The sequence below is a fragment of the Stenotrophomonas sp. 93052_Sma genome, from assembly GCF_056481145.1.
In genome coordinates this window covers 2,240,001-2,262,729 of the sequence record NZ_CM151134.1, presented here as the reverse complement: position 1 = coordinate 2,262,729, position 22,729 = coordinate 2,240,001, and the positions used below count along the sequence as shown (strand labels likewise).

Genomic DNA, 22,729 nt, shown 5'->3' with positions numbered 1-22,729 from the left:
CTGACCCGCTTCTGTAGGGTTGAGCCACGCCCGACTCCGGATAGAAGGCCGACGCCAGTGCGTCGGCCTTTCTGTTTCATCTGCCCTATCCTTCCCCCATGCCCTCCCCCCGCTTCCTCGACTCCCTGCAGTCCATCCCCGCCACCGACTGGGATGCCCTGCACGACGGGCAGAACCCCTTCGTCAGCCACGCCTTCCTTTCAGGCCTTGAACAGCACGGCTGCCTGCGCGAGGACTGGGGCTGGCAGCCCCGGCACTTCACGCTGTGGGAGGGCAACACGCTGGTCGGCGCCATTCCGGGTTACCTGAAGACCAACTCACACGGCGAATTCGTGTTCGACCATGCCTGGGCCAACGCGTATGCCCGTCATGGCCGCGACTACTATCCGAAGTGGCTGGGCGCGGTGCCGTACTCGCCGGTCACCGGCCCGCGCCTACTGGCCCGTCACGATCTGGAGCGCGCCGCGTTGCTGTCGGCGTTGCGCGACGCGTTGCCGCCACTGGGGGTGTCGTCGGCCCACATCAACTTCCATACCGCCGGCGACGAGGCGCTGTTCGGCGATGACTGGCTGCTGCGCGAGGATGTGCAGTTCCAGTGGCAGAACCCGGGCGACTGGTCCACGTTCGAACAGTTCGTCGGCGCAATGGACCACAAGCACCGCAAGAACATCCGCCAGGAACGGGCCAAGGTCACCCGCCAGGGCATCACCTTCCGCGTGGTGCACGGCGACGAGGCCAGTCGCGCCGACCTGCAGGCGATGTACCGCTTTTACCTGCAGACGTTCCTCGAGTACGGCAATGCCCCGGCGCTGACCGAGACCTTCCTGCGTCATCTGGCCATTTCTTTGGGTCAGGGGCTGGTGCTGTTCCTGGCCGAACAGGACGGCGAGCCGATTGCCGGCGCGCTGTGCCTTCGGGGTGGCGACACGCTGTACGGCCGTTACTGGGGCGGCGCCACCCTGCCCGGCCTGCACTTCGAGGCCTGCTACTACCAAGGCATCGAGTATTGCCTGCGCGAAGGGCTGACCCGCTTCGAGCCGGGCGCACAGGGCGAGCACAAGCTGGCACGCGGTTTCCTGCCGACGCTGGTGCACAGCCGGCACTGGGTGGCCGATCCGGACTTCGCGGAAGCGCTGCAGGACTGGTGCCGGCAGGAGCGACGCAATGTGCGGCGTTACCAGCAGGAGCTGCAGCGGCATGGGCCGTTCCGCGCAGGGCCGTAGTGCCGAGCTGGCTCGACTGGTTCAGCTGTACTGGCTGTAGTGGCCGCTGATCCTGCACTGGTCGCACCAGAATGTGTAGAGCATGCCTCCATTCATCCACTGCATCAGGGAGCCATCGTCCAATGGGATGTGGGAATCAAGCTGCATGACAAAGAACATCGTGCGGCAACAATCGGGACAGGACAGATAGAGGCCGCTCTGGGTCCAGGATGGCAGTCCACCCACTCGGCTGTAATTCTGCCAGCCACCCACATAATTCGGCGGTTGCCAGAACCGCCCCGGAAGCTCGACCAGATCGACCTCCGCCTCGATCAGGTTGGTCGGCGTTTCAGGACATGCCCGCGGATCGAATACCTGCGATTCATGGGCGCTGGGAAGGCCTTGTGTATCGTGGCGGAAATACACGGGATCTCCGTGGCACCAACCAGACTCTCCATTGTCGGGGCAGTCCAGACATATGCCGAGCGTCACCTTCGAGAGGGTGCAGGGGCCGATCAACGCCAGCTCCAGTTCCAGCAAGCGCTGCAACTGGGAGTCGCATATTCCACATCGCCCTTCCAGGCGACCGCCCATATGCCCCGTTGCCTGCGCATTCCCATCCTTCCAGGTGGGATGTAGGCGCTGGAGGCGGCGCTCGACCCTTGTGGATTCTGCCAGCTGCAAGCGCTGGTGCTGTGCACTGAAACGCAGGTGGAAACCACGCCATCCATGCAGCGCGCGTCCCGAGCCCAGCTCAAGACCAGACAATCCCTCCCTTCCAATTGCCGCCCACGGCTCATCCCGTGAACCGGACAGGTCACGCGCGGCCTCCTGGAACTCCACAACCCCACTCATCTCAAGCGGTAATCCGGGCAAGCCAGCAGCAGACGACGATGCCCTTCTTGCGTTCTGAATCCATCTCCGGCCGACCTCAATCGGCAGCTCCCACCAGAACGGGCCTTCTATTGGCTCGTGGGCCGACAGGTGAAGGACGGCATCCCAGTCATCATGAAGCAATCCGGGGACACGATAGGCCGCCTGCGCCGCAATCCCGGCCACCAGCCAGTGGCGGCTACCGTTCTTGAACTCACTCCAGGCAAACCGGCACACCTCTGCGGCACTGTCATCCGGCAGCAACTCAGCCGCAGCCCTTAGCATCCCGCTCCTCTCCACACGAGCCTTCATCGCCAGGATGAGCAGTGTCGAGATGGCGGCAGGATCACGCTCATAGAGATCCAGCATCGCAACCAAGGCTCCATCTGAGCCTTCCGGCATTCGGGCCATTTCAAGCAGCTCTCGCATGGCGACGACACAGGTCATGGCGGTCAGCTCAGGGCATGTAAACCTAGAGGGTGACTGGCAATGCATCCCACGGGAATGCAACAAATCTCAAAAAATAAGGAAGCGTTCCGGCAGCCGGGGCCGTCAGGTGCACTGCCAGAAGTGCCCGCTCACCCGGCACTTTGCACACCAGAACGTATAGAGCATGCCGCCGCTGCCCCACAGCAGCGTGCCCTCACCCGTGGTCGGCAGTGTCGAATCCAGCTGCATCACGAACGGCATCTCTTCGCCGCAATCGATGCACGCCGGGTACCAGGCACTCTGCACCCAGCTCGGCGCGCCGCCCACGCGCGACAGGTTCTGCCGATGATTGGACTGGCCCCAGTCCTGTTGTTGCCAGCGCGCACTGTCCATGGCGACCAGACCCACCTCGGCCTGCATCAGGTCGCCACTGTCGGTGGGTGTGTTCGGTACCTCACGGTGCTGGCTGGGGTGGCAGCTGGGCAGGCCGGCCGCATCATGGCGATAGAAACGCACGGGCGGGTCTTCCCAGCCGCAGCAGTCCAGGCACAGCCCCAGCGTGATCTCGCCCGACGCGCCCGGCTGCAGCGCGGCGGCATCGGTCTGCAGCAGGCGCTGCAGCGGCGCATGGCAGCTGCTACACAGCGCTTCCAGCGGCCCTCCCATCTGCCCAGCATGGTGTACCTGCCCACCATTCCAGGTCGGGTGCAGGCGCCAGGTGCGCTTGCGCCAGCTCGGTTCGTCCGCCTGCTGCGCGCGGTGTTGCTCTCGGCCGAAGCGGATGTGCAGCGACCGCTTCCCATGGAGGCGGCGCGGCAGCGACCCATCGGCCACGCCGGCCCAATGCGCCCAGACCTCAGCATCCAGCGCGCCCCAGTCAGCGAGGTAGCCGCGGGCAACGGCGTAGGTCTCGGGCTGGGCGGCGAGCAGCAGCGCCTTGGCCCGCGCCATTTCGCGATCGTCATCGGCTTCGGCCAGGATCCGCGCCCACTGCGCGGAAATGGCAGAGGGCAGGCCCTGCCATACCTGCGAAGCCAGCTGCAGCTCGTCTTCAGTGGCCAGCACCAGCAAGGCCTCCCAGTCGTCCTGCAGCACCTGCGGCGCCTGATTGCTGGTGAATTCGATCACGCTGGCCAGCAGCTCGCCGCGCTCGCCATCACGATAGCGACGCCAGGCCTCGCTGCAGACCGGCACGACGGCCTCATCCGGCAACAGATCCAGCGCCGTATCGAGGAAGGTAGAGCTGGGCGAGCGGCGAACCAGCGCCTGCAGCAGCAACGCGCCAAGCTGGGGGCGGTCTTCGCTGGCCAGGGTCAACAGCATGGCCAGGCTGTCATTGCGCGTGTGCGCCGTATCGTGCGCATCAAGGATGGCGGTGATCGGATCGCTCATACGGGTTGATGATAGACCCACTTTAAGGGAACTCGACCCAGCACAACAGCCAAGACCACCAATCCGATGATGAACACGACGGTTCGCCAATCCTTTAGTGGTAACACGCCAAGCTCGGAGGTAAACAGAACACTGCCCCCAAGTCCGCAGAAGAAGGCCATTGGAATTGTCGCCCATCTCCTAAGTACGAGTCTGCGCCGACCATTACTCCATTGACCGAATCCCACTAGCAGCAGGGAGGCATACATGCACATGAGGGCTGACGCAACCACAAGCCTGAACGACTTTCCCACAACGGTGTCGTCGCTAAGCGAGCTAACTACTCGGACGTCGCTGATCCCCGCAATTCTCGCCTGCGCAGTCACACTTGGTTCCGCGCCGCTCGTGAGAAATCCAATCTGAAAGCTATCCCCCGGATTGAGGAGCAATGGCTTTACAACGAGCTGTCGCTCTTGCCTTTCAAGCTCTGGCTTCAGTGCCGCAGGCTGGGATGTAAGGACCTGCGCCTGCGCAATTGCCACATTGCCCATCGCAAGAGTTAAAGGCCTTTCAACATCCGCAGCAGCGATAGAACGATTTCCTGCGTTCGTCACCTGTACCACCACATAGTATGGCTTGACGACTCGCCTACCACCGATTGCGAACTCCATCTCACCGTCCACTCCGGTTGGCAGTGAAGGGTTCAGGTTCGCCTTGGACAGAATCCTAACCTCGATCTCCCTTGAATCGGAATCTGCCATCCAAAGAACCAATGGAACAAGGATGCCTAGCATCGCTAGCGCCAACCCGGCAATAGAAGTCCACTTTCCTGACATTACTCCCCCTGTAAATCTCAGACTGATATTTTCAGACATTGGGCTCGCACAAGTCAGCACCCCCTTCCGACGCTAGTGCACCTAGATGCCTGACGCTCACCTCTCCGCATTTTGGGGCAAAGTGAGTTCTGAGTGGGAGCCGCCTGCCAGATGCTCCCCCCAAACTAGTTCACTTCACCTCCGGGAGGCTGCGCCGTTAATAGGCGTGAGACTTATCCCTTCCATCGTCTAGATACAATGGCCCCATGACCCGCCAGCTGCCCTGGCGCCTGGCCGATGCGCCGGACGCCCCCTTCCCTCCGGCCGAGACCGCACTGCGCCAGCCCGATGGCCTGCTGGCGGTGGGCGGCGACCTGCATCCGGTGCGTCTGCTCAATGCCTACGCCGGCGGTATCTTTCCGTGGTTCAGCGAGGGCGAGCCAATCCTGTGGTGGTCGCCGGACCCGCGCATGGTGTTCCGCACCGACGGCGTGCACCTGTCCAGCCGCTTCCGCCGCCAGCTGCGCAGCAGCACGTGGGAGGTCACCGCCGACACCGCCTTCAGTCGTGTGATGCGCGCCTGCGCCGCGGCACCTCGGCCCGGCCAGGACGGTACGTGGATCAGCCCGGCGATGGTCGAGGCTTACAGCCAACTGCACGACCTTGGCTTCGCCCATTCCTTCGAAGTCTGGGATCGGCAGACCCTGGTCGGCGGCATCTACGGCGTCGCGATCGGCGCCATGTTCTTCGGCGAGAGCATGTTCAGTGGCGCCAGTGGCGGCTCCAAGATCGCCCTGGCCGCATTGGCAGCCACCCTGTGTGGCTGGGGCTGGGAACTGATCGATGCCCAGGTGGAGAATCCGCACCTGCTGCGGATGGGCGCCGAGCACCTGCCGCGCGCGGACTTTCTGGAGCACGTCCGCCAGGCCGTACACCGTGACGGCCGTGCAGGCCCCTGGACCCAGGCGGTAGGACGCTTGCCAGCACAGCGTTTGGCCGGGGGTTAACACAAACTTTGCAAGCCGGGCCCATCACGCGTAAAATACCGCGCCTTAGGCCCAGCGTGGCCGTTTTCTGAACCGCACAGGACTACATGTCGAAAGACGATTCCATCGAGTTCGAGGGTACCGTCAGCGAGACGCTGCCGAACACCACTTTCCGCGTTCGTCTGGAAAATGGGCACGAAATCATCGCCCACATCTCCGGCCGCATGCGCAAGAACTACATCCGCATCCTCACCGGTGACCGGGTCAAGGTTGAAATGACCCCGTACGACCTGACCAAGGGTCGTATCACCTACCGCATGAAGTAATCGGTCGGCGCATTGCGCCACTCCGACAGGGCCGGCCTCGCTGCTGGCCCTTTGTCGTGCGCGGAAGAAAGCGACCGGCACCGGGACCGCTCGATTTTCGTCCCTGTCCGAAATACCGCATCGCGCCGCGACTCTAGACTCAACGCGTTCTTCAAGAAGGCGTTGCGCGCATGACCTACCTGATCGTCCTGGACCCCCAGTCCGTCACCAGCCGCTGCTACGCCAGCAAGGGCCCGGACGGCACCTGGTTCGGCCAGCCCTGCCTGGTCTGCACCAGCATGGACGCCTCGCACCCGCTGTACCTGGCCGTGCAGCGCGAGGTTCCGCATATGGGCAGCACCCTCAAACAGCGCCTGCACATTCCGCACGAGGCGGTTGCCTTTGTCATCGAAGACGGCGGCGACCAGGGGCGCCAGCAGGGATTCCGTTCGATCGCGGCCTGAGGCGCCAAAGGTCATCGTGACCGATCTCACCGTGGCGTCGGTCAGCCCTGCTTGCGGCAGATTCGCATTTGCAGCGGCGGCGGCATCTTGGGATCCGATCCAGTCCGGATCGCTGCCCCCTGCCCCGCCATGAACCTGTCTTCCCTGCTCATCCCCCTGGCTTTGTCTGCCGTCACCCTGCTGGCGTCGTCCGCCCATGCCGCCGACACCGCGCCGGCACAGTGCGTATCACTGACCGGCGAACAGCAGATCGTTCGCGCCGGCGCCGACAAGAACATCCTGCTTCGCTCCGGCGAAGACCACTATGTTGTGCATTTCCGCAACAGCTGCCCTTCTGCCGTACTGGCCACCCGCCTCGGCTTCAAGACCGACGGCAAAGAAGCTGACGAGCTGTGCAGCGAGGGCCGAAGCGCACTGGACACAGGTCGCGGCAGCTGCGAGGTTGCACGCATCGAGCCGATCGATGCCGAGCGATTCAAGCGTGAGGCGCGCCGCCGCAGCCGCTGACCCCAGACAGGACAAGGGCGGCCGAAGCCGCCCTTGTCGCAATATACGTCAACGCGTCGCGGCAACCAACGACAACACTCTCGGTTGCGCGCTGCCGTGCCAACCAGAGATCGTAGCTGGATTGCAGCCCCATCCAGAAAACCGCAGTACTCACCCCCGCCATCTCAAGGCGGATGGCCAGGTCAGGACTGATGCCCGCCTTGCCGTTCAGAACCCGCGAAAGGGCTACCCGCGACATTGCCAGGCGCTCGGCCGCTTCGGTCACAGACAGATCCATTGGATCAAAGACCATTGCCTTGATCGCCTGCCCGGGATGCGGATGGTGATGAATCATGCGCGGCCTCAGTGATAGTCCAGGTAATCCAGCAGCTCCACGTCGCTGCCAGCGAAACGGAAGGTAATCCGCCAGTTTCCATCGACCCATACAGACCAATGCCCTTTCAGGCCGCCCCGGAGCTTATGCAGACGCAATCCAGGCATGGCCAGATCCTCAGGACCCGAAGCAACATCCAGGATCGACAGGATCAACAACACCTTGCTGGCGTGACTGTGGCGGATTCCACTGCTACTGCCGGAACGGTAGAGCCGCTCGAGGCCCCTGTGGCGAAAACCGATGATCATCACTGTATCCTGTATCGTTTCGCGATACAAACAGGGCAACACTCTATCGCGACCAGAAGACAGCATTGGCACCTCCGTTCCGTTCAAGCAAGGCCGCGGACGACAGTCCCACTGGAAACAACAAGGGCGGCCGAAGCCGCCCTTGTCATTTCCAGGCTTTCACGCCAAGCCTATGGCATCAGCTCACTCCACCGTGACCGGCAGCAGCCGCTCCGGCTCGGCCTGGGTCTCGACCACCAGCTCGTCGTCGCGAACATCGATGCTGACCTTGCCACCGTTGACCAGCTTGCCGAACAGCAGCTCGTCGGCCAGCGGACGCTTGATCCTGTCCTGGATCACGCGGGCCATCGGGCGGGCACCCATCAGCGGGTCGAAACCATGGTGGGCCAGCCAGTCGCGCGGTCGGGGTGGCCGACAGGCTGACGTGCTTGTCCTGCAGCAGCATCTCCAGCTCGATCAGGAACTTGTCGACCACGCGCAGGATGTGCTCGAAGCCCAGCGCCTGGAACTGCACCACCGCGTCGAGGCGGTTGCGGAATTCCGGGGTGAAGCTGCGGCGGATGGTCTCCATCGCGTCGGTGGCATGGTCCTGCTTGGTGAAGCCGATCGAACGCCGCGAGGCCTGCGCCGCACCGGCATTGGTGGTCATCACCAGCACGACGTTCTTGAAGTTGGCCTCGCGACCGTTGGTATCGGTCAGCACACCGCGGTCCATCACCTGCAACAGGATGTTGAAGATGTCCGGGTGCGCCTTCTCGATCTCATCCAGCAGCAGCACGCAGTGCGGCGTCTTGACGATCTTCTCGGTCAACAGGCCACCCTGGTCGAAGCCGACGTAGCCCGGAGGCGCACCGATCAGGCGGCTGATCGAATGCGGCTCCATGTACTCGGACATGTCGAAGCGGACCAGCTCGATGCCCAGCTGCAGCGCCAGCTGCTTGGTCACCTCGGTCTTGCCGACACCCGTGGGACCGGCGAACAGGAAGTTGCCGATCGGCTTTTCCGGGTTGCCCAGGCCGGAGCGTGCCAGCTTGATCGCCGAGGACAGCGTCTCGATGGCCGGGTCCTGGCCGAAGATCACCATCTTCAGGTTGCGCTCCAGGTGCTGCAGCACATCCTTGTCGGTGGCGCTGACCTGCTTGGTCGGGATACGCGCCATCTTGGCGACGATCGCCTCCACTTCCTCGACGTCAATCAGTTCCTTGCGCTGGCCTTCCGGCAGCAGGCGCTGGCGGGCGCCCGCCTCGTCGATCACGTCGATGGCCTTGTCCGGCAGCAGGCGGTCGCCGATGTGCTTCACCGACAGGTCCACCGCAGCCTGCAGCGCCTCGTCGGAATAGGTCACACCGTGGTGCAGCTCGTACTTGGACTTCAGGCCCTGCAGGATCTCGTAGGTCTCGCCGACGGTCGGCTCGACGATGTCGATCTTCTGGAAGCGGCGGGCCAGCGCCCGATCCTTCTCGAAGATGCCACGGTACTCCTGGAAGGTGGTCGAGCCGATGCAGCGCAGCTCACCGGACGCCAGGGCCGGCTTGATCAGGTTGGACGCATCCATCGTGCCGCCCGACGCCGAACCGGCACCGATGATGGTGTGGATCTCGTCGATGAACAGCACCGCATTGGGCACCTTCTTCAGCGCGGTCAGCACGCTCTTCAGGCGCTTCTCGAAGTCGCCGCGGTACTTGGTGCCGGCCACCAGCGCGCCCAGGTCGAGCGAATAGATCACCGCATCGGCCAGAACGTCGGGCACCGAGCCCTCGACGATGCGGCGGGCCAGGCCCTCGGCAATCGCGGTCTTGCCCACGCCCGCCTCACCCACGTACAGCGGGTTGTTCTTGCGGCGGCGGCACAGGACCTGGATGGTGCGCTCGATCTCGTCGGCACGGCCGACCAGCGGGTCGATGCGACCGGCCCGGGCCTGTTCGTTGAGGTTGCTGGCGAACTCGGTCAGGGCATCACCCTTCGGCTCACCTTCCCCGCCCTCCATTCGGCTCTCGCCCTCGGAGGAAGAGGACGGCGGCTCGCCCTCCTCGCCCAGCTTGGCGATGCCGTGGGACAGGTAATTGACCACATCCAGCCGGGTGACATCCTGCTGGTTGAGGTAGTAGACGGCGTGCGAGTCCTTCTCGCCGAAGATGGCGACCAGCACATTGGCGCCGGTGACCTCCTTCTTGCCCGAGGACTGCACGTGGTAAACGGCCCGCTGCAGCACGCGCTGGAAGCCCAGGGTCGGCTGGGTATCGCGGCCGTCATCTTCGGCCAGGCGGGACACGGAGGCCTCGATGGCCTGCTCCAGCTCCTGGCGCAGGCGTTCGGCGTCGGCGCCACAGGCCTTCAGTACGGCCTGGGCGGACGGGTTGTCGAGCAGTGCCAACAGCAGGTGTTCGACCGTCATGAACTCATGCCGGGCCTCACGGGCGCGCTTGTAGCACTGGCCGATGGTGTGTTCGAGGTCTTTGCTGAACATGGATTACTCCGGCGGCAGATGGGGACAATATGCGGCCTGACTACGCGATTTCCATCACCCTAGCGGATTGCTGCGTTCAGATGGCGTTATCAGTGCGAATCGATTGATCTTCATTCACTCCAGGACAGCCCACCCAGCATGAGCGAACCCTACCTGAGTCGCTGGCGATTGCGGCGTGATGGCGCAGCCATCGAAACGCCCCATGCCCAGCTCTGGCCGGTGCTGACCGCCGCCGGCGAGCCGGCCATGCTGAAGATCAGCAGCGAAACCGAAGAGCAGAACAGCCATCGCCTGCTGCGTTGGTGGGACGGTGACGGCGCCGCCCGCCTGCTGGCCCACGAGGGGCCGGCGATCCTGATCGAACGTGCCGGCGGCGACTCACTGCGGCAACGTTCGATCAAGGGCGACGATGACACCTGCACCACGGTCCTGTGCCAGGTCCTGCAACGGCTGCACCGGCCACGGAGCGCACCGCCAGCGGAACTGGTCTGCCTGCAAACATGGTTCGCCGACCTGCTGCAGCCAAGGGCCGCGCTGCCGCCACTGCTGGAACAGTGCAGATCGCTGGCGGAGGGGCTGCTGCAGCAGGAACAGGAGATCCGGCCGCTGCACGGCGACCTGCACCACGACAACGTGCTGGATTTCGGCGCGCGGCTGGTTGGCGATCGACCCGAAGCGGCTGCTGGGCGACCGCGCGTTCGATTACACGACGATGTTCAGCAATCCGGACCTGTGCGGCCCCGGCATCCATGTGGCCACCCGACCCGAGCGGTTTGCCACCCGGCTGGAACAGGTCGGCGCGCTGGCGGGCCTGGAACGCACGCGCCTGCTGCGCTGGATCGCAGCCAGCACAGGGCTGTCAGCGGTGTGGTTCCGGGATGATGGCGACCCCGCCGAAGTCGACGAGGCGGTGGCGCGGATGGCGCTGGAGGCGTTGGCGGAGGGCTGATCCCGCGCTCTGGTAGATGCCCCCCTTGGTGGGCACGCCCCATCCACTATCGATACAGGCCCCTGCCTTGGTAGGTGCCCACCTTGGTGGGCACACCGGGTCCGGAGTCGATGTGCCCGGACGAAAACCGGCAGCCGGTCAGGCCTTTTCCATCGTGCACAGCAGCGGGTGCTGGTTCATCCGCGAGTACTCGTTGACCTGGGCGACCTTGGTCTCGGCCACTTCGCGGGTGAACACCCCGCACACGCCGCGGCCACGGGTATGGACGTGCAGCATCACCTGCGTGGCCTTGTCCAGGTCCATGCTGAAGAACTGCTGCAGCACGTCCACCACGAAATCCATCGGGGTGTAGTCGTCGTTGAGCAGCATCACCTGGTAGAACGGCGGCGGCGCCACTTCCGGGCGCGCGGGCTCCACGGCAACGCCGTGCTCGTGATGGGAATCGGGGGAAGACTCATGGGGCATCTGACCATTATAGAGGCACGGGCCAGCCTGCGTCGGCCTGCCGCAGATTGGACGGCACGCACGCCCACCGTCACAATTGCACCCTCTCTCAACACTGTTTCACAGGATCTTCATGAAAAGGACCCTTCTTCCCGCCCTGCTGATCGCCCTGGCCGCCGCCGGCTCCGCCGCCGCCGAGACCCAGGCCGACAAGGCCGTGGCCCGCCACCTGGACAAGCTGGGCTATACCTACGAGGTCGACGAGGACGGCGACTACCGCATGGTGTTCGACGTCGAGGGTGATCGCACCCAGATGGTCTACGTGCGCTCGTCGGTGGAAGATTTCGGCACCCACAACATCCGCGAGATCTGGTCGCCGGCCTACAACGCCAAGACCAAGCAGTTCCCGGTGGCCGTAGCCAACCGCCTGCTGGAAGATTCGCAGGACGCCAAGATGGGCGGCTGGGTGAAGCAGGACACCACCGCCATGTTCGTGGTCAAGATCGACGCCGATGCCACGGCCGACCAGCTCAGCGACGCCATCGATGCGGCCATCCGCACCGCCGACGCCATGGAGCTGGAACTGACCAAGAAGGACGAGTTCTGAGTTGAACACCACGCCGGACCCGCGCTGGGCACCGCACGCCACTGTCGCCACCGTGGTGGTCGACGGTGGCCGCGTGCTGCTGGTCGAGGAGACCATCGACGGCCGCCAGGTGCTGAACCAGCCGGCCGGCCACCTCGAGCCGGGCGAAAGCCTGGCCGAGGCAGCCCTGCGCGAGACCCGCGAGGAAACCGGCTGGACGGTGCAGCTGACCCACTTCATCGGCTGCTACCAGTGGACGGCCGCCGACGGCACCACCTTCCTGCGCTTCTGCTATGCGGCGCATCCGGTCTCGCACGACCCGGCGCAGCCGCTGGACACCGGCATCGATCGCGCGCTGTGGCTGACCCCGGCCGAGCTGCAGGCCGCCACGGAGCGCCTGCGCAGCCCGCTGATCTGGCAGGTGGTGGCTGATTTCCTGGGTGGCCAGCGCCATCCGCTTTCGCTGGTCCGGGAGGTCGCATGAGCACTCCGCGCGTGATGGTGGGCGTCTCCGGTGGCGTCGACTCCTCGGTCGCCGCCTGGCGGCTGGTGCAGCAGGGCGAGGCCGTAGCCGGTCTGTTCATGCAGAACTGGGCCGACGACGGCAGCGGCGACTGCCGCGCCGAGGACGACCGCCGCGATGCAGTGGCCGTCTGCGGCCTGCTCGGTATCCCGTTCCACTTCCGTGATTTCTCCAGCGAGTACTGGCAGGGTGTGTTCGAGCACTTCCTGGCCGAGTACGCGGCCGGCCGCACCCCGAACCCGGACGTGCTGTGCAACCGCGAAGTGAAGTTCAAGCACTTCCTGGATGCCGCCCGCGAGCTGGGCGCCGAACGCATTGCCACCGGCCACTACGCGCGCGTGGCCCAGCGCGGCCACCAGTGGCTGCTGCTGCGTGGTGCCGACCGCTCCAAGGACCAGAGCTACTTCCTGCACCAGCTGGGCCAGGCGCAGCTGGCGGCCACCCTGTTCCCGATCGGCGACCTGGAAAAGACCGACCTGCGCCGGATCGCGCGTGACGTCAGCCTGCCGACCCACGCCAAGAAGGACTCCACCGGCATCTGCTTCATCGGCGAGCGTGACTTCCGCGAGTTCCTCGGCCGCTACCTGCCGGCCAAGCCCGGCCAGATCCTCGACCCGGCCGACGGCAGCGTCATCGCCGAACATCCGGGCGTGTTCTATTTCACCCTGGGCCAGCGCGAGGGCCTGAACATCGGCGGCGTGCGCGGCCGCCCGGCCGCACCGTGGTACGTGGTCGGCAAGGATGTGGCCAGCAACGTGCTGTATGTGGACCAGGACCGCGACAGCAAGTGGATGCTGTCCGACCGGCTGCGCTCGGAAACCGCGCACTGGATCGCCGGCGCGCCGCCGGCGCGGCGCTTCGAGTGCACCGCCCAGACCCGCTACCGCCAGCCCGACGAGCCGTGTACGGTCGAGGTGCTGGACGATGGCAGCGTGCTGGTCACCTTCGCGCGCCCGCAGCGCGCCGTTACCCCAGGTCAATCACTGGTGCTGTATGACGGTGATGTGTGCCTGGGTGGCGCGGTGATCGCCGCCACCGATGCGCCGCTGGAGCAGCGCCTGCGCACCACCCCTTCCCCTTTTGAGGTAATTGCTGCATGAGTTTCACTGTCGACGACCGCGTCCTGGCCCTGGCCGGCATTGCCCAGGCCCTGCAGCAGGTACGCCGCATCGCCGATACCGGCCATTCCGACGCCGCCGCCGTGCGCACCGCCGTGGACAGCGTGTTCCGCGTCGATGCGTCTTCGCCGCAGGAGGTGTTCGGTGACCGCCATGCATTGAAGGCTGGGCTGCGCCTGCTGCACAACTACTTCCGCAGCCAGGGCCAGGACCCGATCCTGCCCAAGCTGGCCCTGTCGGTGCTGCAGCTGGAGCGCCGCTTCGTGCAGGACGGCGCCACCGTGAACAAGGTCGCCTCGGGCATCGAACTCGCCCAGCGCCAGGCCGTCGAGCTGGGCGACAGTGGGCACCCGGACGTGCTGGCCAACCTGGGTGGCCTGTACGCCGACACCATCAGCCACCTGAAGCCGCGGGTGATGGTGCAGGGCAACCCGCATTACCTGGGCCAGGCCGGTGTGGTTGCGGAGATCCGCGCCCTGCTGCTGGCCGCGGTGCGTTCGGCGGTGCTGTGGCGGCAGCTGGGCGGCAGCTACTGGGACTTCCTGTTCAGCCGCAAGGCGATGATCGAGGCCGTGGACCGCCAGCTGGCCTGAGCCCCATGGGGTCGGATCCTTTTCCGGCAAGGAAAGGGCTCTGACCCCGAAGCCGCCGAGGCGTCGGAAAACCGGCGCATTCAGAATGCACTTCGAGGCATTTCGACGTTAAAGAGAAAGGGGGTACGGCCGATACATCCTCCGTGCACCTCCCGAGAACGTCCATGTACTCACGCATTTTCATCCGTCTGGCCGCCCCCCTGGCTCTGACCCTGCTGCTCCCCTTCGCCATCGGTTTCGAATGGCCGGCCGCCCTGCGCTGGGCGATCCTGACCACGATGACGCTGAGCTGGCTCGGCTTTGCGTGGTGGACCACCCGCGCCCAGGCGCACCGTTCCCCGGAACACGCCCGTGTCCTGCGTGAGCAGGACCAGCTGCTGACCGAACTGCGCAACTTCGTCGGCAACGAGATCGACGGCTCGCGCGGCGAAGTGGAACGCGCCCGTGACCTGATCCGCCAGGCGGTGTCCAGCCTGGGCGGCAGCTTCGACGCCATGAACCGCAAGTCGCGCCAGCAGAGCCAGGCCCTGTCGCGCATCGTCGATCGTGCCGGTGATGAAGGCAATGCCGGCCTCGACGTTGCCCGTTTCGCCCAGCACGCCAGCCACCGCATGGAACAGCTGGTAGAAGCACTGGAGCAGGTGAGCGGCCAGAGCAGCACCACCGTGCAGCACATCGACCAGATGGCGCAGCACCTGGATGGCATCTTCGCGCTGCTGGAAGACGTCAAGTCGATCGCCGACCAGACCAATCTGCTGGCGCTGAACGCCGCCATCGAAGCCGCGCGTGCCGGTGAAGCCGGTCGTGGCTTCGCGGTGGTCGCCGACGAAGTGCGCAACCTGTCCGAGCGCTCGACCACCTTCAACGAGCAGATCCGCAAGCTGGCGCACAGCTCCAAGGACGCCATCGCCAAGGTACGCGAGACGGTCTCGCACATGGCCTCGCGTGACATGGACCGCTCCCGCGAAGCGCGCCAGGAGGCGGCGGCGATGCTCGACAACGTCGCGCAGATCAATGCGTCGCTGGGCGACGGCATGCGCGAAGTCTCCGAGTGCGCCCGTTCGATCGATGGCAGCGTGGCCGAGGCCGTGCGCGCCCTGCAGTTCGAAGACATCGCCACTCAGGCGCTGGGCGGCGTGCACACCCACCTGGACCGCCTGACCGCGATCAACCGCGAGGCGGTGGCCCTGCAGGAACTGCTGCACCGCAATGGCGGGGTGTTCGACGAAGAGATCGCCACCGCCCTGCAGCGCACCGGCAGCCGCCTGCGCGAACTGCGCAGCGAATGGGAACGCCCGCCGCACAAGCCGGTTGCCCAGCAGAGCATGGGCGCTGGTACCGTCGAGCTGTTCTGATCCTGATGTCCGCTGCCGCCTCCGGCAGCCCGCAAGGCCCCGGTTCGTCCGGGGCCTTTGCCTGTGACCCGCCGTTGGATGCATCCTGTACACGCACCATGCCCCTGATCCGCGCCCTGCCCTCCCTCACCGACACCGAGCGCCCGCGCAACGCGAGCGTGCGTGAGCAGCTGCAACAGCTGGAAGAGGTGGCACGTGAGGAGATCCGCGAGCTGCAACAGCTGGCCGATGCGCGACCTGGCCCGTCTCGCGCGGATGAGGCGCTGCTGGGACTGGCGTGGGACCTGGGGCTGGACGGGGAAGCCTTGAGGTAGATCCACGCCATGCGTGGATGGTCTTCACCACCACCCGCTCCAAACCCATGGCATGATCCGCCCATGCCACCTACGGCTGGACACGGAGTGTCGTCGCATGAGCACCACGTTCATGACCTGGCTGGGATTTGCTGTGATGGTGCTCATCGCGGTCACCTTCACCTGGCGCCCCGCCTACGCCACTTTGCGGCCACCCCGGCATAGACCTGTCGCATTCCTGTTCGGCAGCCTGCTCTTCATGCTGATGACCTTTCTATTTGCCTGGGCGCCGGCAACTGCCATCAACACCGGGCATGTTCATCTGAGCCATCACCGCTCCGGCACCATTGATGCATGGCGGGACATCGAGCCGATGACCTTCTGGCTGATCATCGTCGCGGAGTACGTGTTCGGGCTGTTGATCGCCAGCTATTCCATTGCAGGCATCGCATTGATGAAACGGTAGATCCACGCCATGCGTGGATGCATGCGTTCGCCCTTCCACCCTCCATCCATTCGGACTTGTTGCATGGCCTGGATAACAGGCCCGGGGCACACTCGCCGCTCTCCCTCCCTGGCAGCCGCATGACATTCAATCCGGAAGAAGCGCGAGAAACCTTCGAACAGTTTCTGATCATCATGGACGATCAGATTGAATGGCTGATCGAACAAGCACAGCTCCGCGGCGTCGACCTTGACGGCAGCCTGGAGAGCCTTGATCGCCTGGAGACGCTGTACACGACGATGGCTGCAACGTTGTCGGAGGACGAACAGGATGGCCTGAGGATTGTGTTTGCACGATATCTGGGCGATGTAGTGTGGGAGCATCACGGCGGCAAATGGACCCTGCCACTGGATGATCCAAAAGACATCAATTTCAACATGCCGGTTATCGTGGGGCACTCGTCCTGCCCGTGGCTGGAATTCAATCCCATCCATACGATGCATTGCTATGCCCTACGCCCAAAGGCTGGAATGCTCCGAAGCATCGTCGCGCACAGTGTTGATCCACAGATTCTGGATCTCAGCGATCTGGTGGAAGACGATTGAATCCAGGAGACTGCTCGATTCACTGGACCGCCCCGCGAGGACGGTAGCTGGTTCCGGGCAACATCCACGAATGGCGTGGATCTACTGGGGTGGCGAAATCGCTATGGCATGATGCGCAGGTCCCGTTCATGGAAGACCGATGGCCATCGCCCTGATCGCCGTGCTGTTGATCGAAGTCCTGCTGCTTGTGCTGTGGGCGCCGTTCTTCTTCCGCACCGGCATCGTACTGTTCAATCAGCGCATCGCCGCTACGCCGGGAGAGCTGGCGCAGCTTTCGCTGGGCGGGTTGGAGCATGATCTGCCGGCCGATACCTGGCTTCGCCTGGTATTCCGCGCTGCCGGACGGCAGCGTTGCCTTTCGCGAGAGCTTCACGCCGAGCTTTGGCGGTCGCTACTTTCCGCTGATGCGCGGGCGGGTGATGATCGACGCACGACGCAGGGAGGTGCGGGTGGTGGGGCGGTGCAGCTGGTTCGCGCTGGGCCTGACACTGATGCTGGTGCCGATCATCCTGGTCCGCCCGGCTGCGTCGCCGATGCTGGTGGCCCTGCTGCTGTTCTACATGGGCTATTTCATCCAGCGCCGACGCTATGCACACGTGGTGGAAGCAGTGCGCGCACGGCTTCGCTCCGAATTTCCGCAGCGGACGGTTGCCGCATCGCAGTAGATCCACGCCATGCGTGGATGATCGCGAGCACCGGCATCCGTGTCGACCAAGGTCGACACCTACCAGAGCGGTGCGTCGGCGTGCGGCGATCCCGACGGGCATGGCCCGGCGCCACCCTCAGCGTGCCAGCACGACCTCGCTGGCAGCGTCGGTGCGCCCGGGCGCCGGGTGCTGCTGGCGCAGCCACTGCGCCAGGTCGCGCGGGCTGAGCGGGCGCGAATACAGGTAGCCCTGGATCTCGTCGCAGCCCTGGCGGCGCAGCATGTCTTCTTCCTGGTGTGTTTCCACGCCTTCGGCAACTACCTTCATGCCCAGCGCGTGGCCCAGGTGCACGATGGCCTGGGTTACTTCGGCCGTGCCCGAATCATGCAGCATGCCCTGCACGAAACTGCGGTCGATCTTCAGGCGGCCCACCGGGAATCGGTTGAGGTAATTGAGGTTGGAGAAGCCGGTACCAAAGTCATCCACCGCCAGTGGCACACCATGCCGTTCCAGCACGTCGAAGCAGTGGCGCAGGATGTCGGTGTCACGGATCAGCGCCGACTCGGTCAGCTCCAGTTCCAGCCTCTGCGGCGGCCAGCCATGGGCATGGCAGATCTCGATCACGCGTTCGGCGAAGCCACGATCACGCAGCTGCACCGCCGACACATTGACCGCGATGCGGTCGAAACACAGGCCGGCCCGGTCCCAGGCGATGGCCTGGCGGCAGGCTTCGTTCAGCACCCAGTCGCCGATGCGCACGATCTCGCCGCACTTCTCTGCAATCGGAATGAACTCGGCCGGGCTGCAGTAGCCGATACCTGGGCGATGCCAGCGCAACAAGGCTTCGATCGCTGGCGGCTCGCCCTGGTGCGCGTGCAGCAGCGGCTGGTAGGCCAGGCTGAACTCTTCGCGTTCGATCGCGCCGTGCAGGGCATGCTCCAACTCGAGCTTGCGCTGGATGCGGGCCAATGCGTCCTGGCTGTAGTACTGGTAGGTGTTGCGCCCCGCTTCCTTGGCCGCGTACATCGCGGCGTCGGCGGCACGCAGCAGTGAATCGAAATCGGTCTGCGCATCGCCCAGCATCGCGATGCCGACGCTGGCACCGACCTTCAACGTGGTCTCGCCACGGCGCAATGGCTCGGCCAGCGAAGCGATCAGCTTCCGCGCCACGTGGCCGGCGTCTTCCGGCTCGGCCAGGTCGCGCAGCACGACGATGAACTCGTCGCCACTGAAGCGGCCGAACAGGTCGTTGTTGCGAAGGTTCTGGTGCAGGCGGGTGGCGGCAGCCTTCAGCAGCGCATCACCGGTGGCATGACCGAAGCTGTCGTTGATGGTCTTGAAGCCGTCCAGATCAATGAACAGCATCGCCAGCGAGGTGCCGCGGTCGCGCGCTTCCTCGATGGCTTCGGCGGTCTGTTCGCCGAGCAGCACACGATTGGGCAGACCGGTGAGCAGATCGTAGTGCGCCAGCAGCTCGATGCGCTCGTTGGCCTCGCGCTCGCGGGTGATGTCACGGAACAGGACCACGAACCGAGGCGGCAGGCCGTCACGGCGATCCAGCTCGATCAGTACCTGCACCCACACGCGCAGGCCGGACTGGCGGTAGAAGCACAGGTCCAGCTGTTCGGGCAGCCCGCCGCCGGCAATCCGGACCAACGCGGCGTCGAAGGCATTGCGCGAATCCTCGGTGTACAGCGCCAGCGCCTGGTCGAGGGTGATCGGCTCCTTGCGTAGGCCGTGGATGCGGTAGCACTCCTCGGTCCACTGCATATGCCGGGTCTGCACTTCGATCTCGCAACCGCCGATGCGGCCCAGTGCGGAGACACGGTTCAGCAGCTCGGTGCGCCAGCGGATCAGTGCGTCGGTCTGGTGCTGTTCGGTAATGTTCTGCACCTGGCCGAGCAGGCGCTTGGGCTGGCCATCGGTGTCCAGCAGCGGCTGCATCCACAGCCGCAGATGCTGCGACGGTTCGTTGCCCCGGGTCAGTTCCAGTTCGATGTTGGCGGCCCGGCCATCGCGCCACAAGCGTCGCCATGCTGCGCGTAGCGCACCACGCGAGCGCGGATGCAGCTGCTTCAGCCAGCGCCGCTGGCCGGGTACGGCCCCCTGCTCCAACGCCAGCAGCGAACGCAGCTCCGGCGACCACCAGAAATGACCGCTGTTGGGGTCGAACGACCAGCTGCCCATGCTGGCGATGCGCTGGGCCTCGCTCAGGTGCAGCTGCTGTTCCTGAAGCAGCCCTTCCAGCTGCTTCTGTTGTTCGATATCGATATGCGTGCCGACCATGCGCAGCGGCTGGCCATCGGCGGTGCGCGCGACCACGCGCCCGCGGTCCAGTACCCAACGCCACTGGCCGTCGCCCTGACGGAAACGGAACTGTGCGCTGTACTGTTCGCTCAAGCCACGCAGATGCTCATCCAGTGCAGCCCGCACCTGTGCGATGTCCTCGCTGTGCACGCGGGCCAGAATCTCGGTAGCGGTTTCATCGCCCAGTGCCGGGGTGCGCACCACACGGTCGCTGGGAATGTCCCAGTCCCAGAGGCTGTGCCCGGCGCTGTCCAGCGCCAGCTCCCAGCGCCCACCGCCGCCGAGCGGCACCGGCTCTGGAATGCTCAGCGTGAAGGCCAGCAGGTTGCCGGCGCCATCATGCACGGCGCGCAGGTGGCCGTCGTAGTGACCGTGCGGGCCACCCGGCAGCGTGCAGGCCACGATGCCGCCATCGGCGGCCATCAGGCGCAGATCTTCCAGCATCGGCGCATACGCAGCCACGGTCGCCGGCAGGCCATGCTCGCGCGCAGCCGGATTGGCCGCCAGCGGGCGGCCCGTGCGGTCGACGATGACCAGCGCCGACGCAAGCGGGTGCTGCAGCAGGCTGGCGATGATCCCTTGGTCCACGCGATCTTGCTCCGGATGACACGCCCGTCAGCGGGGCACGCAGTGGTTAACGGCGCCTGCGGCGGATAATTGAGTGGTCTGGGCGCACCTGCGCGGTAAGATGGCCGGCGCCCCTTTCTTCCGCCCTGTCCATGCCCGCAGAACCGACCGGCAACGCCCCAGTTCCCGACCCGCGGATGGCGCAGGCGCTGAGCCGCGACCGGCGCCGGGTGGTGCTGAGCTACCTGGCGATGGCGCTGGCCTGGATGATCTCCACCGACAGTGCAGTGCAGGCACTGGTGCCCGACCCGCAGCAGGCGGCCTTGTGGCAGGGCCTGAAGGGCTCGTTCTTCGCCCTTGCCAGCGCGGGCCTGCTGTATCTGCTGCTGCGCCCGCTGGCCGAGCATGTGCTGCACACCCATGCACGCCAGCAGGCCTCCGAGCTGCGCCTGCGGCAGATGTTCGAAGGCAACCCCGGCCCGATCCTGGTCTACGACCTGGACACACTGGCGATCCTCGATGCCAATCCGGCGGCCTGTACGGCCTTCGGCTGGGACCGTGACGAACTGCTGGAGCAGACCATCGATTCGCTGTGGCCGCCAGGCCAGGACCAGGCACTGCAGACCAAGCTGGAGGCGATCCGCGAGGCACCGGAGGAACTGTGCATACTGCGTACCCAGCTACAGCTGCGCGACGGCTCCCTGCGTCAGATGGAACTTCGCTCCAACGCCATCAGCTATGACGGCCACAACGCCCGCCTGCTGATTGCCATCGACCGCACCGCTGAAAACCTGGCCCAGCTGCGCCGTGACCAGGCGCTGGCGCGGGTCGAAGAAGCCCACGAGCTGGCACGCATCGGCGCCTGGGAGCTGGACCCCTCCACGGGACTTGGCCGCTATTCGAACCAGGTCTATCGCCTGCTCGGTCGCCGCCCGCCCGAGGCGCGGCGCTGGCATCGCTTCGACGAACTGCTGGTGCCGGCCGACCCGGCCACCGCCACCCAGACCGAACAGCTGCTGGCCGAGCTCTGCTCCGGCGATCCCGTGCAGGTGGACGTGCTGTTGCCGTTGCTGTCGATGGATGGGCGCGCCTTGATGGTGCATCTGCGTGCGGCCAGCGGCATCGACGAGGCCGGCCGCAACCGCGTGCTGGGCACCCTGCAGGACGTGACGGAGCGCGAGCAGTCGCGACGCCTGCTGCGCGAGCGCGAGGAACAGTTCCGCGAGCTGGTACGGGTACTGCCCGACGGCGTGGTCATCCTCTCCGACGAACACGTGCTGTACGCCAACGCCTGGGCCGCCAGCCTGTTCGGCTATGGCAGCCACACCCTGCTGGGCGAGCCCCTGTCAGCACTGGTGGACAGCGCCGATCTGGCCCGCGTGCGCAGCCAATTGCGTGCAGGCCAGCCACACCTGGGGCCCGGTCACAGCAGCGTGGTGGCGATGCAGCGCGCGGATGGCCGCAGCTTCCATGCCGGCCTGGCGGTGGGCGAAGTGCGTTATGGCGGACGCGACTGCAAGCTGCTGATCGTGCGCGACCTGAGCGATTCCGAGCGCACCCGCAGTGCACTGGAAACCAGCAACCGTGAACTGCAGGCGATGGCCGGCCGCCTGTTCTCGCTGCAGGAGGATGAGCGCCGCGCGATCTCGCGCGACCTGCACGACGATATCGGCCAGGCGATCACAGCGATCAAATTGTCTGCGTATGCCGCTCAGGACGAGGACGATCCACAGCGCCGCGCCGAGGATCTGGCGCAGATCGTCAGCCTGGCCGATACCACGGTGGCCAAGCTGCGCGACATCTCTACCCTGCTGCGCCCGCCACAGTTGGACGCGCTGGGCCTGGAAGCAGCCCTGAGCTGGCAGGCACGGGTGCTGTTCCGTTCGTCGCCAGTGGAACTGCTGGCCGAGATCGAGCGGCTGCCGCATCGTCCCGACAACAGCATCGAACAGGCCTGCTTCCGCATCGCCCAGGAAAGCCTGACCAACGTACTGCGCCACGCCCGCGCCAGCCAGGTACAGCTGCAGCTGCGCGATGTCGGCCAGCGCGGCCTGCACCTGCAGATCCGCGACGACGGCGAGGGTTTCGACCCCGATGGTCCGCGCGGGCTGGGCCTGATCGTGATGCGTGAGCGTGCGCAGAGCGTCGGTGGCCATGTGCGGATCGAATCCGCGCATGGTGAAGGCACCCTGATCGACGTTCACCTCCCCTACCAGGCGGCCAGCATGGCCGCCGTTGAGTCACCGGACTACTGAGC

Annotated in this window: 23 protein-coding genes and 2 pseudogenes; 16 read left to right on the top strand and 9 right to left on the bottom strand. The window is 65.4% G+C overall.

Going from position 1 to position 22,729, the window contains the following annotated elements; genetic code table 11:
* The first annotated feature begins 98 nt into the window (after nucleotides 1–98).
* Nucleotides 99–1,223, top strand: coding sequence for a GNAT family N-acetyltransferase (locus ACZK2V_RS10635; RefSeq protein WP_486323252.1), 1,125 nt, complete (start codon nucleotides 99–101; stop codon nucleotides 1,221–1,223).
* Nucleotides 1,224–1,244: 21 nt separating this feature from the next.
* On the opposite strand, the gene ACZK2V_RS10630 is transcribed toward ACZK2V_RS10635, so the two are convergent.
* The 3 genes from ACZK2V_RS10630 to ACZK2V_RS10620 form a co-directional block, all read right to left on the bottom strand.
* Nucleotides 1,245–2,522 carry a hypothetical protein gene (locus tag ACZK2V_RS10630; protein ID WP_486323251.1) on the bottom strand — a complete coding sequence of 426 codons (1,278 nt, stop codon included), beginning with the start codon at nucleotides 2,520–2,522 and terminating at the stop codon, nucleotides 1,245–1,247.
* 105 nt (nucleotides 2,523–2,627) lie between these two features.
* Nucleotides 2,628–3,896, bottom strand: a complete 1,269-nt coding sequence (locus ACZK2V_RS10625) for a hypothetical protein (RefSeq protein WP_486323250.1) — start codon at nucleotides 3,894–3,896, stop codon at nucleotides 2,628–2,630.
* Entirely contained in the window at nucleotides 3,893–4,636 is a 744-nt protein-coding gene (locus tag ACZK2V_RS10620; RefSeq protein ID WP_423166025.1) for a hypothetical protein, read from the bottom strand. The genes ACZK2V_RS10625 and ACZK2V_RS10620 overlap by 4 nt, the downstream gene beginning before the upstream one ends.
* Before the next feature lie 320 nt (nucleotides 4,637–4,956).
* On the opposite strand from ACZK2V_RS10620, the gene aat reads away from it, so the two are divergent.
* The 4 genes from aat (at nucleotide 4,957) to ACZK2V_RS10600 (ending at nucleotide 6,952) form a co-directional block, all read left to right on the top strand.
* Nucleotides 4,957–5,697 carry a leucyl/phenylalanyl-tRNA--protein transferase gene (gene aat, locus ACZK2V_RS10615; protein WP_149909314.1) on the top strand — a complete coding sequence of 247 codons (741 nt, stop codon included), beginning with the start codon at nucleotides 4,957–4,959 and terminating at the stop codon, nucleotides 5,695–5,697.
* Nucleotides 5,698–5,783: 86 nt separating this feature from the next.
* Nucleotides 5,784–6,002, top strand: a complete 219-nt coding sequence (infA, locus tag ACZK2V_RS10610) for a translation initiation factor IF-1 (RefSeq protein WP_005409596.1) — start codon at nucleotides 5,784–5,786, stop codon at nucleotides 6,000–6,002.
* 170 nt (nucleotides 6,003–6,172) lie between these two features.
* The gene (locus ACZK2V_RS10605; RefSeq protein WP_019659642.1) at nucleotides 6,173–6,445 is read left to right on the top strand and encodes a hypothetical protein; all 273 of its coding nucleotides are present in this window, start codon (nucleotides 6,173–6,175) and stop codon (nucleotides 6,443–6,445) included.
* Between the two features lie 129 nt (nucleotides 6,446–6,574).
* Nucleotides 6,575–6,952 carry a hypothetical protein gene (locus tag ACZK2V_RS10600; RefSeq protein ID WP_032127355.1) on the top strand — a complete coding sequence of 126 codons (378 nt, stop codon included), beginning with the start codon at nucleotides 6,575–6,577 and terminating at the stop codon, nucleotides 6,950–6,952.
* Here the strand turns inward: ACZK2V_RS10600 and ACZK2V_RS10595 are convergent.
* The 3 genes and pseudogenes from ACZK2V_RS10595 to clpA form a co-directional block, all read right to left on the bottom strand.
* Nucleotides 6,921–7,286 carry a HigA family addiction module antitoxin gene (locus ACZK2V_RS10595; protein WP_486323249.1) on the bottom strand — a complete coding sequence of 122 codons (366 nt, stop codon included), beginning with the start codon at nucleotides 7,284–7,286 and terminating at the stop codon, nucleotides 6,921–6,923. The genes ACZK2V_RS10600 and ACZK2V_RS10595 overlap by 32 nt on opposite strands.
* A gap of 8 nt (nucleotides 7,287–7,294) precedes the next feature.
* Nucleotides 7,295–7,573, bottom strand: a complete 279-nt coding sequence (locus ACZK2V_RS10590; RefSeq protein WP_149909313.1) for a type II toxin-antitoxin system RelE/ParE family toxin — start codon at nucleotides 7,571–7,573, stop codon at nucleotides 7,295–7,297.
* Between the two features lie 183 nt (nucleotides 7,574–7,756).
* Nucleotides 7,757–10,040, bottom strand: a pseudogene (gene clpA, locus ACZK2V_RS10585) (ATP-dependent Clp protease ATP-binding subunit ClpA).
* A gap of 138 nt (nucleotides 10,041–10,178) precedes the next feature.
* On the opposite strand from clpA, the pseudogene ACZK2V_RS10580 reads away from it, so the two are divergent.
* Nucleotides 10,179–10,989: pseudogene (locus tag ACZK2V_RS10580) on the top strand (APH(6) family putative aminoglycoside O-phosphotransferase).
* A 138-nt stretch (nucleotides 10,990–11,127) separates the two neighbouring features.
* On the opposite strand, the gene clpS reads toward ACZK2V_RS10580, so the two are convergent.
* The gene (gene clpS / locus ACZK2V_RS10575) at nucleotides 11,128–11,454 is read right to left on the bottom strand and encodes an ATP-dependent Clp protease adapter ClpS (protein WP_006444529.1); all 327 of its coding nucleotides are present in this window, start codon (nucleotides 11,452–11,454) and stop codon (nucleotides 11,128–11,130) included.
* A 112-nt stretch (nucleotides 11,455–11,566) separates the two neighbouring features.
* On the opposite strand from clpS, the gene ACZK2V_RS10570 reads away from it, so the two are divergent.
* The 8 genes from ACZK2V_RS10570 to ACZK2V_RS10535 all read left to right on the top strand — a co-directional run bounded on the left by ACZK2V_RS10570 (nucleotide 11,567) and on the right by ACZK2V_RS10535 (nucleotide 16,951).
* Nucleotides 11,567–12,040, top strand: coding sequence for a hypothetical protein (locus ACZK2V_RS10570; RefSeq protein ID WP_032127360.1), 474 nt, complete (start codon nucleotides 11,567–11,569; stop codon nucleotides 12,038–12,040).
* A 1-nt stretch (nucleotide 12,041) separates the two neighbouring features.
* Nucleotides 12,042–12,503 (top strand): NUDIX hydrolase, encoded by a 462-nt coding sequence (locus ACZK2V_RS10565; RefSeq protein WP_149909311.1) that lies wholly within the window; start codon nucleotides 12,042–12,044, stop codon nucleotides 12,501–12,503.
* Nucleotides 12,500–13,642 carry a tRNA 2-thiouridine(34) synthase MnmA gene (mnmA, locus tag ACZK2V_RS10560; protein WP_107431878.1) on the top strand — a complete coding sequence of 381 codons (1,143 nt, stop codon included), beginning with the start codon at nucleotides 12,500–12,502 and terminating at the stop codon, nucleotides 13,640–13,642. Before ACZK2V_RS10565 ends, mnmA begins: the two co-directional genes overlap by 4 nt.
* A complete protein-coding gene (gene hflD, locus ACZK2V_RS10555) occupies nucleotides 13,639–14,253 on the top strand; it encodes a high frequency lysogenization protein HflD (RefSeq protein ID WP_149909310.1) in 615 nt (204 codons plus the stop codon). The genes mnmA and hflD overlap by 4 nt, the downstream gene beginning before the upstream one ends.
* A 164-nt stretch (nucleotides 14,254–14,417) precedes the next feature.
* A complete protein-coding gene (locus ACZK2V_RS10550) occupies nucleotides 14,418–15,608 on the top strand; it encodes a methyl-accepting chemotaxis protein (protein ID WP_010485867.1) in 1,191 nt (396 codons plus the stop codon).
* Between the two features lie 98 nt (nucleotides 15,609–15,706).
* Nucleotides 15,707–15,922: a hypothetical protein gene (locus ACZK2V_RS10545; RefSeq protein WP_486323248.1), complete on the top strand. Its 216-nt coding sequence runs from the start codon at nucleotides 15,707–15,709 to the stop codon at nucleotides 15,920–15,922.
* 97 nt (nucleotides 15,923–16,019) lie between these two features.
* The gene (locus tag ACZK2V_RS10540) at nucleotides 16,020–16,367 is read left to right on the top strand and encodes a hypothetical protein (protein ID WP_486323247.1); all 348 of its coding nucleotides are present in this window, start codon (nucleotides 16,020–16,022) and stop codon (nucleotides 16,365–16,367) included.
* 119 nt (nucleotides 16,368–16,486) lie between these two features.
* Nucleotides 16,487–16,951 carry a hypothetical protein gene (locus ACZK2V_RS10535; RefSeq protein WP_197615472.1) on the top strand — a complete coding sequence of 155 codons (465 nt, stop codon included), beginning with the start codon at nucleotides 16,487–16,489 and terminating at the stop codon, nucleotides 16,949–16,951.
* 19 nt (nucleotides 16,952–16,970) lie between these two features.
* On the opposite strand, the gene ACZK2V_RS10530 is transcribed toward ACZK2V_RS10535, so the two are convergent.
* The gene (locus ACZK2V_RS10530; RefSeq protein WP_486323246.1) at nucleotides 16,971–17,324 is read right to left on the bottom strand and encodes a hypothetical protein; all 354 of its coding nucleotides are present in this window, start codon (nucleotides 17,322–17,324) and stop codon (nucleotides 16,971–16,973) included.
* Nucleotides 17,325–17,370: 46 nt separating this feature from the next.
* Here ACZK2V_RS10530 and ACZK2V_RS10525 point away from each other — a divergent pair, with 46 nt between their 5' ends.
* Nucleotides 17,371–17,616: a hypothetical protein gene (locus ACZK2V_RS10525; protein ID WP_486323245.1), complete on the top strand. Its 246-nt coding sequence runs from the start codon at nucleotides 17,371–17,373 to the stop codon at nucleotides 17,614–17,616.
* Between the two features lie 117 nt (nucleotides 17,617–17,733).
* Here ACZK2V_RS10525 and ACZK2V_RS10520 read toward each other — a convergent pair whose 3' ends face one another.
* Entirely contained in the window at nucleotides 17,734–20,493 is a 2,760-nt protein-coding gene (locus tag ACZK2V_RS10520) for a bifunctional diguanylate cyclase/phosphodiesterase (protein WP_486323244.1), read from the bottom strand.
* Nucleotides 20,494–20,624: 131 nt separating this feature from the next.
* Between ACZK2V_RS10520 and ACZK2V_RS10515 the strand changes: the two genes are divergently transcribed.
* On the top strand, nucleotides 20,625–22,727 hold the full coding sequence (locus ACZK2V_RS10515) for a sensor histidine kinase (protein WP_149909307.1): 2,103 nt from the start codon (nucleotides 20,625–20,627) through the stop codon (nucleotides 22,725–22,727).
* Nucleotides 22,728–22,729: the final 2 nt, after the last annotated feature.

Coding starts and splice junctions, on each gene's coding strand:
- ACZK2V_RS10635 (WP_486323252.1), top strand. CDS start 99: ATGCCCTCCCCCCGCTTCCTCGACTCCCTGCAGTCCATCCCCGCCACC.
- ACZK2V_RS10630 (WP_486323251.1), bottom strand. CDS start 2,522: ATGACCTGTGTCGTCGCCATGCGAGAGCTGCTTGAAATGGCCCGAATG.
- ACZK2V_RS10625 (WP_486323250.1), bottom strand. CDS start 3,896: ATGAGCGATCCGATCACCGCCATCCTTGATGCGCACGATACGGCGCAC.
- ACZK2V_RS10620 (WP_423166025.1), bottom strand. CDS start 4,636: ATGGCAGATTCCGATTCAAGGGAGATCGAGGTTAGGATTCTGTCCAAG.
- aat (WP_149909314.1), top strand. CDS start 4,957: ATGACCCGCCAGCTGCCCTGGCGCCTGGCCGATGCGCCGGACGCCCCC.
- infA (WP_005409596.1), top strand. CDS start 5,784: ATGTCGAAAGACGATTCCATCGAGTTCGAGGGTACCGTCAGCGAGACG.
- ACZK2V_RS10605 (WP_019659642.1), top strand. CDS start 6,173: ATGACCTACCTGATCGTCCTGGACCCCCAGTCCGTCACCAGCCGCTGC.
- ACZK2V_RS10600 (WP_032127355.1), top strand. CDS start 6,575: ATGAACCTGTCTTCCCTGCTCATCCCCCTGGCTTTGTCTGCCGTCACC.
- ACZK2V_RS10595 (WP_486323249.1), bottom strand. CDS start 7,286: ATGATTCATCACCATCCGCATCCCGGGCAGGCGATCAAGGCAATGGTC.
- ACZK2V_RS10590 (WP_149909313.1), bottom strand. CDS start 7,573: ATGATCATCGGTTTTCGCCACAGGGGCCTCGAGCGGCTCTACCGTTCC.
- clpS (WP_006444529.1), bottom strand. CDS start 11,454: ATGCCCCATGAGTCTTCCCCCGATTCCCATCACGAGCACGGCGTTGCC.
- ACZK2V_RS10570 (WP_032127360.1), top strand. CDS start 11,567: ATGAAAAGGACCCTTCTTCCCGCCCTGCTGATCGCCCTGGCCGCCGCC.
- mnmA (WP_107431878.1), top strand. CDS start 12,500: ATGAGCACTCCGCGCGTGATGGTGGGCGTCTCCGGTGGCGTCGACTCC.
- hflD (WP_149909310.1), top strand. CDS start 13,639: ATGAGTTTCACTGTCGACGACCGCGTCCTGGCCCTGGCCGGCATTGCC.
- ACZK2V_RS10550 (WP_010485867.1), top strand. CDS start 14,418: ATGTACTCACGCATTTTCATCCGTCTGGCCGCCCCCCTGGCTCTGACC.
- ACZK2V_RS10545 (WP_486323248.1), top strand. CDS start 15,707: ATGCCCCTGATCCGCGCCCTGCCCTCCCTCACCGACACCGAGCGCCCG.
- ACZK2V_RS10540 (WP_486323247.1), top strand. CDS start 16,020: ATGAGCACCACGTTCATGACCTGGCTGGGATTTGCTGTGATGGTGCTC.
- ACZK2V_RS10535 (WP_197615472.1), top strand. CDS start 16,487: ATGACATTCAATCCGGAAGAAGCGCGAGAAACCTTCGAACAGTTTCTG.
- ACZK2V_RS10525 (WP_486323245.1), top strand. CDS start 17,371: ATGATCGACGCACGACGCAGGGAGGTGCGGGTGGTGGGGCGGTGCAGC.
- ACZK2V_RS10515 (WP_149909307.1), top strand. CDS start 20,625: ATGCCCGCAGAACCGACCGGCAACGCCCCAGTTCCCGACCCGCGGATG.